At 59.2% G+C, this 9593-nt stretch carries 7 protein-coding genes and 1 pseudogene; all 8 read right to left on the minus strand.

What is annotated here, in order from left to right; translation table 11 throughout:
- Nucleotides 1–2258 (minus strand): annotated as a pseudogene (locus BLX41_RS02885) (fimbria/pilus outer membrane usher protein); the annotation flags it as partial.
- 85 nt (nt 2259–2343) lie between these two features.
- On the minus strand, nt 2344–3093 hold the full coding sequence (locus BLX41_RS02890) for a fimbrial biogenesis chaperone (protein WP_123723694.1): 750 nt from the start codon (nt 3091–3093) through the stop codon (nt 2344–2346).
- 73 nt (nt 3094–3166) lie between these two features.
- Nucleotides 3167–3757, minus strand: coding sequence for a fimbrial protein (locus tag BLX41_RS02895; RefSeq protein WP_123723810.1), 591 nt, complete (start codon nt 3755–3757; stop codon nt 3167–3169).
- Between the two features lie 339 nt (nt 3758–4096).
- Nucleotides 4097–4495, minus strand: a complete 399-nt coding sequence (locus BLX41_RS02900; RefSeq protein WP_123723695.1) for a fimbrial protein — start codon at nt 4493–4495, stop codon at nt 4097–4099.
- Nucleotides 4496–4904: 409 nt separating this feature from the next.
- Nucleotides 4905–6737, minus strand: coding sequence for a glutamine--fructose-6-phosphate transaminase (isomerizing) (glmS, locus tag BLX41_RS02905; RefSeq protein WP_123723696.1), 1833 nt, complete (start codon nt 6735–6737; stop codon nt 4905–4907).
- 10 nt (nt 6738–6747) lie between these two features.
- A complete protein-coding gene (locus BLX41_RS02910; protein WP_102862410.1) occupies nt 6748–7515 on the minus strand; it encodes a DeoR/GlpR family DNA-binding transcription regulator in 768 nt (255 codons plus the stop codon).
- 163 nt (nt 7516–7678) lie between these two features.
- Nucleotides 7679–9046, minus strand: coding sequence for a bifunctional UDP-N-acetylglucosamine diphosphorylase/glucosamine-1-phosphate N-acetyltransferase GlmU (gene glmU / locus BLX41_RS02915; protein WP_123723697.1), 1368 nt, complete (start codon nt 9044–9046; stop codon nt 7679–7681).
- A gap of 115 nt (nt 9047–9161) precedes the next feature.
- Nucleotides 9162–9587, minus strand: coding sequence for a F0F1 ATP synthase subunit epsilon (locus BLX41_RS02920; protein ID WP_011064380.1), 426 nt, complete (start codon nt 9585–9587; stop codon nt 9162–9164).
- Between the last annotated feature and the right edge of the window lie 6 nt (nt 9588–9593).

A 9593-nucleotide genomic window follows, 5' to 3' on the forward strand; every position in this document is an offset into this window, starting at 1 on the left:
TCGAACAGCGCGAACTGCACACGCCGCCCGGTCTTGCTGGCGTAACGTGCCAGCACCACTGCACCGCGTCGTGGCACCACTTGCTGGGTCGCACTCTCGATTTCGATATCGCTGTCCAGGTCACGGGTGTCCAGGTTGATCCAGTTCACGCGATAGGGTTGTGCGTTGGGCACCACCGCGAAGCCGTTACTGCCGGTTCTGGCCCCGGAGAAGCTACCGATTTTTACGCCTTTCGTCCCTTCGACCTGCGCCAGCGCGAACGTCTCACCCACAGTTTGTCCCAGGTTGATCCCTCCGGCATGACCCACGACCGAACCTGCCAGGTTAAGGTTTTGCGAGTCGTAACCGCGCCCCTGGCTGTAACCGGCACTGATATCCATCACCGACGTGCGGGTACTGAGGTTGACCGAACCGGTACTGCCGCCGGTGCTGCTGTTTCCGCTTTGCACCGAGTAATAGGTGTCGCTGTTCTCCGTCAGATAGCCGTTGATGCCGACCTGTGTGGTGTTGTCGGATTTCTGCGAGCTGGCGGAAACAAAGGCCCGTGGCGCACGGGGTTTTGAGCCAAGGGGGAACGACACGGACAGGTTGACCAGCGTGTTATCGTTCGACGGCCCGTAGTTGCCGACATCCTTGGAGTAGGTGACCCCGAGGTTGTAACTCACATCCCCCCAATAGTTGCTGTAACCCGCCGACAGGCTTTGCGAACCACCGCGCGTCCAGTAACGCTGGTCGCTGGCGTTGACGTAGACGCTACCGTATTGCTGGTTAGGCCCCAGGCTCTGGTTGACGGTCAGGTCGGTGCGGGTTTTCGAGTTGCCGGTGCGTTTCTGGCCATCGCTGCTCAGTTCTTCAACGTGGTCGGTGAGGGTGCGATAGCCTTCGGTCGAATAGCGGTAGGCGGCGAGCGTGAAGTTGGTATCGGTTCCGGTGAACGTTTTGGCATACAACGCGCGCAAACTGTTGCCCTTGACCGTCTGGCCGAAGGTGCGACTGCTGGAATGGGTTACGTCCAGCGAGACCGCACCAATGGGAGTATTGCGACCTGCGCCCAAGGACAACGCCTGGAAATCTTCCGTCGCCTGTACACCGACAATCCCGGACAAGTTGCTGCTGACGCCATACGCCAGCGTACTGCTGACAAACTGCGGCGTCTGCATGTCATCGCTGTTGCTATTGTATCGGCCGGCCGAGACGCTGTATTTGAGCTGGCCTTGGCGCACCATGATCGGCAGGCTGGAAAACGCTTGCACCATCACCCGGCGCTGACCGTCAGCTTCGATAATCGTCACTTCGAGGTCGCCGTTGGAACCGCTGGGATAGATATCACTGATCTCGAAGGGACCCGGCGGCACATTGGCGGTGTAGAGGATGTAGTCGTTCTGGCGAATCTCCACGGTGGCACTGGACTGCGCAATGCCGCGAATGACCGGAGCATAACCACGCTCACTGTCAGCACGCATGCCGTCGTCGGAAGCCAGTTTCAGGCCGCGATAGCGCACGCTGTCGAACAGGTCGGCATCGGAAAATATATCCCCGGCGCTGAACTGGCCCTTCAGGGCGGTTACGTCATGTTGCAGGTAGCTGCGGTTGCTCTTGAAGACGCTGGGGCGGCCGGTGCTGCTGTTGAAGTTCGATTCGTTACGCAACCGCCAGCCACCCAGGTTGATACCGTTGCGCAAACCCAGGTTATTGGACAGTGTGTTTCCAACCTGGGTGCTGTTGCGGCTGCTGCTCAATTGGTAGTTGATAAATGCTGCGGGCACACCTTCGTCCCACAAGGCCTGGTCGACATAGCCGCGCCGGCCACGTTCCATGTCGCGTTGCGGAACACTGACCATCAGGCGCAAGCGTGGCACGTCGTAACGCACGGAGGCATTCTCGATCAACGCGGGCAGATCGAGACAAGCGTTCGGGTCGTCGCCAACCAGTTTGCCGGCGGCTTGCAGTTTGCCGATGTCTACACCCAGCTGCTGCACCATCTCCAACGTCAGGCAAGCTTCGACTTTGCCCGTGTCAGGGCGATGACGGAAGTCGATATCGCGACGGCCGACCAAGGTTTCGTTGCCGTAGAGGTCTACCCGGTAGATACCGGGGAGCACGCGGCTGTTGGCGAGCAGTGATTGCAGATCGACGGAGGAAGCGGCGCCTTTGAGAAATGATGTACTGAATTGCTCATCGCCTTCGGCACGGCAGGTCGTGCTGAACACGAGGACCATAAATAACGGCACCAATCTGTCGCGCTTGAATAATAACATTCAGGGACCCTATATCACCTCCGATGCGAACTAACGGAGCGAAGAGAAATACAGTGAAACTGCAGCTTTGACAGCGGCAGGTAACTTATGGGGATTCTTTATTCAAACTGGCTCGGGTATCTGTGCTGTTTGAAAGTTGCGCGCTATAACGATCTTGTGCGCCATAGTCATTAATACTGCTGAACAAAAGTCGGGCCGTATTGGTGTGGTGAAGCTTTTTGAGAGCGAGCTCTTTTTGCTCACCGGGAGCGATCATCATCGAATCAAATGGATGTTCACTGAGTGCGCCGGATTGCAGTGTTATTTCAGCAATCGACACGTGATACTTGCCGGTGTTATTCACCACCAGAACACTTTTTCCACCGCGCTCTTTCAGTTGCCATGTCAGCTCGGTCGGTGCCAGGTAAGCATCGTTTTTCAATTCTGGCGGGCGGAAAAACACCTTGATGCGCTGACGCACGGCAAGCTGCAAGGTGTTTTGGACTTTCGACGCCTGAGGGATTTCCTGCACATTGAGCCACACTACCGACTCGCGATCGGTCGGCATGCCCGTACCTTCGTAGATCACTCGCAATATTTGCTGCTCATCACCGCCGACACGCACCAATGGCGGTGTGACAGCAAAGGGTACAGAGGCGTTGTCAGTGGAATCGGTGTCGATCCAGGACTGGATCAATACAGCTTCACCGCTGTTACGCACGGTGATACCTGCTTCTTTGTGCTGGCCATCGAAGACCACGCGAGTGCTGCTCAATGAAATACCGGCCATGGCCAGATTGGCCACGAACAGGCCCAAAAGGCCTACGCAAAAAGACAATGAATGACGATAAAACATGAGGGGTACCGCGCAATTGAATGACAGCGCAGGGCCAATCGGCCCCGCACCAGACTTGAGGCGTTCGCGCGAGTTACTCGTAACGCAGCGTGAACGGCAGGGTGGCGTCACCGCGACCGGGAACGGCCGTTGCCGGATCGACAGTGGTGACGTAGGCCGCTGAGAATTTCAGCGTAGTGTCGCTGCCTTGCAGAGTGTTCTCGATCTTCGCCGTGCTCTCCGACCTCAAGTCGATCACCTCGCCATTGGAATCAAGCAAGGCGATACCGATGCCTTTCGCAGCCCCCAAACCGTCAATCAGGCGCAGCACTTTGGTGCCGGCAACGAGGCCCGAACCCAGACCAGAGGTCGGTTCGAAGGTCATCGACACTTTGGTGCCGGCATTGCAGTTGATCTTCATGTTGAAGTTCTCAACGCTCAGCGTGCCGTTGCCTTTAGGTGCAGTGGCGGTGCCCATGTCTTTGATCGACACTTCACCCATGTCGACCGAAATGGTTTTTTCCTTCCCTGCACCTTCAACCGAACAGGCATCGTTGTTGATAGTGCCGGTGAAGTTGATGGTGCCGGAACCGGCCTTGACTGATACAGGCGGATCCTCTGCCAGGGCATTACCTGCAGCAGCGAGCATTGAAAGAGCCAGAAGTGTGCGAGACAGTTTCTTCATGTTGTTCACCATTGGTGGATTAAAAACAACACGATAAAGTTCCAGCTCTCAGTAGAGAACAAGAAAACTCTCAAAAGCCACCAGGCTTATGGATTCACCTCATATTCCATTAGTTGAACAATTCGCGTTCTATGCGGTAAGCCCCTAACTTCCGGGCACTTCCTGCTTGCTCAGCGCCGATACTTTCTGAATGTCGAGGGTTTTGGCACTACTGCTCAATTCCCAGACAATGTCGAACAGCTGCTGATGATTTTAAAACAGCAGGAAGTTGTACAGCCCGCCGAGAATACCCACCAGGGACGGCCAGAAACCGAAGAAGAACGAACGCTCCTTAGTTTGTTACAGGTAATTCACGATAAAGGTGACTTCGGTATTGGCACTACCGGCCTTGAGTTCCTCCGTCGCCAAGCGGTAATACGACGCGGACAAGGGGATATTGAAATTGGTGCCAGTAGTGGTGAAAGCGTCGAACGGGTAGGTGGCATCCAGTGCCATGGGCTGCCCGACGTCATTCATCAATTGCAGGCCGATGCCCTTGGCAGTGGAGTTGTTGTTGAGCGCGACGATACCTTTTACGGCGTCGATGACCGGGGTGGTGGCCTTGAGCGAGTAGGTCATTTTCTTGATCCCGGTCTGGCACTGATTCAAGCCGATGTTGCACCGCATTGTCCGTGGTTTGGAGCGCAACGTCGCCAAAACCAGAGTAATCAGAGGGCACTGAAGTTTTAAACGCCTCATGAAGAGAACTATACGGAGTGATCAAGGAGCGTTGCAGCCTAATCAACTGAAAGGGCGCTGGACATCAGATAACTCTCAGAACCGGTCGCCGGATGTTCCGATAGTCGGCGTTAGAGGAGGTCGAGGTTCAGCGGTACGAGAGCTGCTGACTTGCTTCGTACAGCACCAGCCATGCCTTCAGAACGGGCTTTCAGGCGCGTCCATTGAGAAGAAGGCTTCGCCTCACATACGAAGTCAGCGACTCATCGGACTGAATATGCAAAAGCGTCGGAATGCGCAGGTTCAGGGCTGCCGGATAGGTAACCGGCAAGCAGGGGATCCATCAATGGAGGGAGCCGCAAGCCGGCTCCCTTTCACACGGCGACAGTTTTTATTATCTAAATCCATCTCGCAGAAAGCTGTGGATAACTCACTCCACGGTCACCGACTTGGCCAGGTTGCGCGGCTGGTCAACGTCAGTGCCCTTGAGCACGGCGACGTAGTAGGACAGCAACTGCAGCGGGATGGTGTAGAGGATCGGCGAGAGGATGTCGTGGATGTGCGGCATCTGGATCACGTGGGTGCCTTCGCCATTGGTCATGCCGGCTTGTTCGTCGGCAAACACGATCAGCTCGCCGCCACGGGCACGCACTTCCTGCAGGTTGGATTTGAGTTTTTCCAACAGCTCGTTGTTCGGCGCCACGGTAACCACCGGCATGTCGTTATCCACAAGCGCCAGCGGGCCGTGCTTGAGCTCACCGGCCGGATAGGCTTCGGCGTGGATGTAGGAAATCTCCTTGAGCTTGAGCGAACCTTCCATCGCCACCGGGTACTGGGCGCCACGGCCGAGGAACAGGGTGTGGTGCTTGTCGGCAAATAGCTCGGCGGTCTTCTCCACCACACCGTCCATGGCCAAGGCTTCGCCCAGACGGATCGGCAGGCGGCGCAGCTCTTCCACCAGCTCGGCTTCGACGCCGGCGGCCAGGGTGCCACGTACCTGACCCAGGGACAGGGTCAGCAACAGCAGGCCCACCAATTGGGTGGTGAAGGCCTTGGTGGAGGCCACGCCGATTTCGCGCCCGGCCTGGGTCAGCAGGGTCAGGTCGGATTCACGCACCAATGAGCTGATGCCGACGTTGCAGATCGCCAGGCTGGCGAGGAAGCCCAGCTCTTTGGCATTGCGCAAGGCCGCCAGGGTATCGGCGGTTTCGCCGGACTGGGAGATGGTCACGAACAGGGTGTCGGGCTGCACCACCACCTTGCGGTAGCGGAACTCGCTGGCCACTTCTACCTGGCAGGGGATGCCGGCCAGTTCTTCCAGCCAGTAACGGGCGACCATACCGGCATGGTAGCTGGTGCCGCAGGCGACGATCTGGACATTGCGCACCTTGGCGAACAGCTCGGCGGCTTGTGGACCGAAGGCCTGGACCAGCACCTGATTGGCGCTCAGGCGACCTTCCAGGGTGCGCTGCACCACGGACGGCTGTTCGTGGATTTCCTTGAGCATGAAGTGACGGAACTCGCCCTTCTCCGCCGCTTCGGCACCGTCGCGGTACTGCACCGCTTCGCGTTCCACGGCCTTGCCGTCGACGTCCCAGATCTGCACGCTGTCGCGGCGGATTTCGGCGATGTCGCCTTCTTCCAAGTACATGAAGCGGTCGGTGACCTGGCGCAGGGCCAGTTGGTCGGAGGCGAGGAAGTTTTCCCCCAGGCCCAGGCCGATCACCAGCGGGCTGCCGCTGCGGGCAGCGACCAGGCGGTCCGGCTGGCTGGCGCTGATCACCGCCAGGCCATAGGCGCCGTGCAGCTCCTTGACGGTAGCCTTGAGAGCCACGGTGAGGTCGCCCAGGTCCTTGAGCTTGTGGTTCAGCAGGTGGGCGATGACTTCGGTGTCGGTGTCCGAGGTGAACGCGTAGCCCAAGGCGCTGAGCTGCGCGCGCAGGGCTTCGTGGTTCTCGATGATGCCGTTGTGCACGATCGCCAGGTCGCCGGAGAAATGCGGGTGGGCGTTACGCTCGCACGGCGCGCCGTGGGTGGCCCAGCGGGTGTGGGCGATGCCCAGACGGCCGACCAGCGGCTCGCTGGCCAGAGCCTGTTCCAGTTCGCTGACCTTGCCCGGGCGGCGCATGCGCTCAAGCTTGCCGGCGTTGGTGTAGACCGCTACACCGGCGCTGTCGTAGCCGCGGTATTCGAGGCGCTTGAGGCCTTCCAGCAAAATGGCGGTGATATTGCGTTCAGCAACGGCGCCAACAATTCCACACATGGTTTCTCTCCTAGCTGACAGCCGCGCAAATCAGAGTTATGCCGCGGGCCTGGATTTGGTCGCGGACCTCAAAGGGCAGGCGATCATCGGTAATAAGGGTATGGACGCTGCTCCATGGCAGCTCCAGGTTGGGAATCTTGCGGCCGATCTTGTCGGATTCGACCATCACCACCACTTCGCGAGCCACTTCGGCCATGACCCGGCTCAACCCCAGCAACTCATTGAAGGTGGTGGTGCCGCGGGCCAGATCGATACCGTCGGCACCGATAAACAGCTGGTCGAAGTCGTATGAGCGTAGAACCTGTTCAGCCACCTGGCCCTGGAAGGACTCGGAATGGGGGTCCCAGGTACCGCCGGTCATCAACAGCACCGGCTCATGTTCCAGCTCGCTCAGGGCATTGGCCACATTCAGGGAGTTGGTCATGACCACCAGGCCCGGTTGCTGGCCCAGTTCGGGGATCATGGCGGCGGTGGTGCTGCCACTGTCGATGATGATTCGTGCGTGTTCACGGATGCGCTGTACCGCTGCCCGGGCAATCGCCTGCTTGTAGAGGGACACAGGCTGGCCAAGGTCGCTGACCAGTTCCTGGGGCATGGTGATGGCGCCGCCGTAACGACGCAGCAGCAGGCCATTGCTTTCCAGAGCGGCCAAGTCCTTTCGAATCGTAACTTCAGAGGTTTCGAAACGCTTGGCCAAGGCATCAACGCTCACTTCGCCCTGTTCATTGAGCAAGGCAAGGATATTGTGGCGACGTTGGGGAGTGTTGCGCTTCGACATGGCGGCTTAAGTTTCGATTCGAAAGATAACAGGCGCAATAAAAACCTATGATCGAAACTTCGTCAAGCGGGGGAGGTGAAAAAATTCGCCGGCAAGCCGGCTCCTACCAATCGGTGCAGGAGCCGGCTTGCCGGCGAACAGGACTCCACGGTTGTGGATAACTTCAGTCCTTCTTGATCTTCTCCGGCCGCTTCCAGCCGTCGATGTTCTTCTGCCGGGCCCGGCCTACCGCCAGTTGGGCTGGCGCCACGTTCTGGGTGATGGTGGAACCGGCGGCCGTGGTGGCACCGGACAAGATATCCACAGGCGCCACCAGGGAGTTGTTGGAACCGATGAACACGTCTTCGCCCATGACGGTCTTGTGCTTGTTCACCCCATCGTAGTTGCAGGTGATGGTGCCGGCGCCGATGTTGGTGCGGGCGCCGATCACCGCGTCGCCCAGGTAGGTCAGGTGACCGGCCTTGGCGCCCTGCCCCAGGTGGGCATTCTTCAGTTCGACAAAGTTACCCACATGGGCCTTGGCCTCCAGCACGGTGCCGGGACGCAGCCGGGCGAACGGGCCGGCATCGCTGCCCTCGCCCATTACCGCGCCGTCGAGGTGACTGTTGGCCTTGATCACCACACCCTTGCGCAGGGTGCTGTCCTTGATCACGCAGTTGGGGCCAATGATCACGTCGTCCTCGATCACCACTCGGCCTTCGAGAATCACGTTGATGTCGATCAGCACGTCGCGGCCGACAGTGACTTCGCCGCGCACGTCGAAGCGTGCCGGGTCGCGCAGGGTCACGCCCTGGGCCATCAGCCGGCGCGCCGCGCGCAGCTGGTAGTGACGCTCCAGTTCCGCCAACTGCTTGCGGTCGTTGGCGCCCTGCACTTCCATGGCGTCATGGGGCTGCTCGGTGGCGACGATCAGGCCGTCGCTGACCGCCATGGCGATCACGTCGGTCAGGTAATACTCGCCCTGGGCGTTGTTGTTGGACAGACGGCCGGTCCAGTCGCCCAGGCGCTTGCCGGGCACCGCGAGGATCCCGGTGTTGCCTTCGGTGATGGCGCGGGTGGCTTCGTCAGCATCCTTCTGCTCGACGATGGCGGTGACCTTGCCATGGGCGTCACGGACGATGCGCCCATAGCCGGTAGGGTCGTCCAGCTCGACGGTGAGCAGGCCCAGTTGTTCCGGTCCCACCTGCTTGAGCAGGCGCTGCAGGGTCTCGACTTCGATCAGCGGCACGTCGCCGTAGAGGATCAGCACCGTGTCAGCCGTGATAAAAGGCACGGCCTGGGCCACCGCGTGGCCGGTGCCCAGCTGCTTGTCCTGCAACACGAAATTCAGGTCATCGGCCGCCAAACGCTCACGCACCGCATCCGCACCGTGGCCGATCACCACGTGGATGCGCTGTGGATCGAGTTGCCGGGCGCTGTGGATAACATGCCCGAGCATGGAATTGCCGGCGACCGGATGAAGCACCTTCGGCAGCGCCGAGCGCATGCGAGTGCCTTGACCCGCGGCGAGGATAACGATTTCGAGAGACATGACTGGCTACCAATCCTGGGTGGTCGGCGACTGCGACCAGAGGGGGTGAATGGCGGAAAATAAAAAGGGTAGCCGAGGCTACCCTTTTTAATCAATCACACAGAAAGCCTGCGGCTTAGCCGCCGAACTTCTTGCGGATCTGCTGGACGGTACGCAGCTGAGCTGCGGCCTCGGCCAGACGTGCAGCAGCAGAACCGTAGTCGAAATCTGCGCCTTTTTCATTCAGGGCCTTCTCAGCAGCCTTGACGGCTTCCTGAGCGGAGGCTTCGTCCAGGTCGGCAGCACGTTGCACGGTGTCGGCAAGAACCTTGACCATGTTCGGCTGAACCTCGAGGAAACCACCGGAGATGTAGAACACCTCGGCTTCCCCGCCCTGCTTGATCAAGCGGATCGGACCTGGCTTCAGGTTGGTGATCAGCGGTGCGTGACCCAGAGCGATACCAAGATCACCCAGTTCACCGTGCGCAACCACCATCTCCACCAGACCGGAGAAGATTTCCCCTTCCGCGCTGACGATATCGCAATGGACTGTCATAGCCATCTGCTT

It is taken from the genome of Pseudomonas protegens, from assembly GCF_003732485.1.
Taxonomy (GTDB): domain Bacteria; phylum Pseudomonadota; class Gammaproteobacteria; order Pseudomonadales; family Pseudomonadaceae; genus Aquipseudomonas; species Aquipseudomonas protegens_B.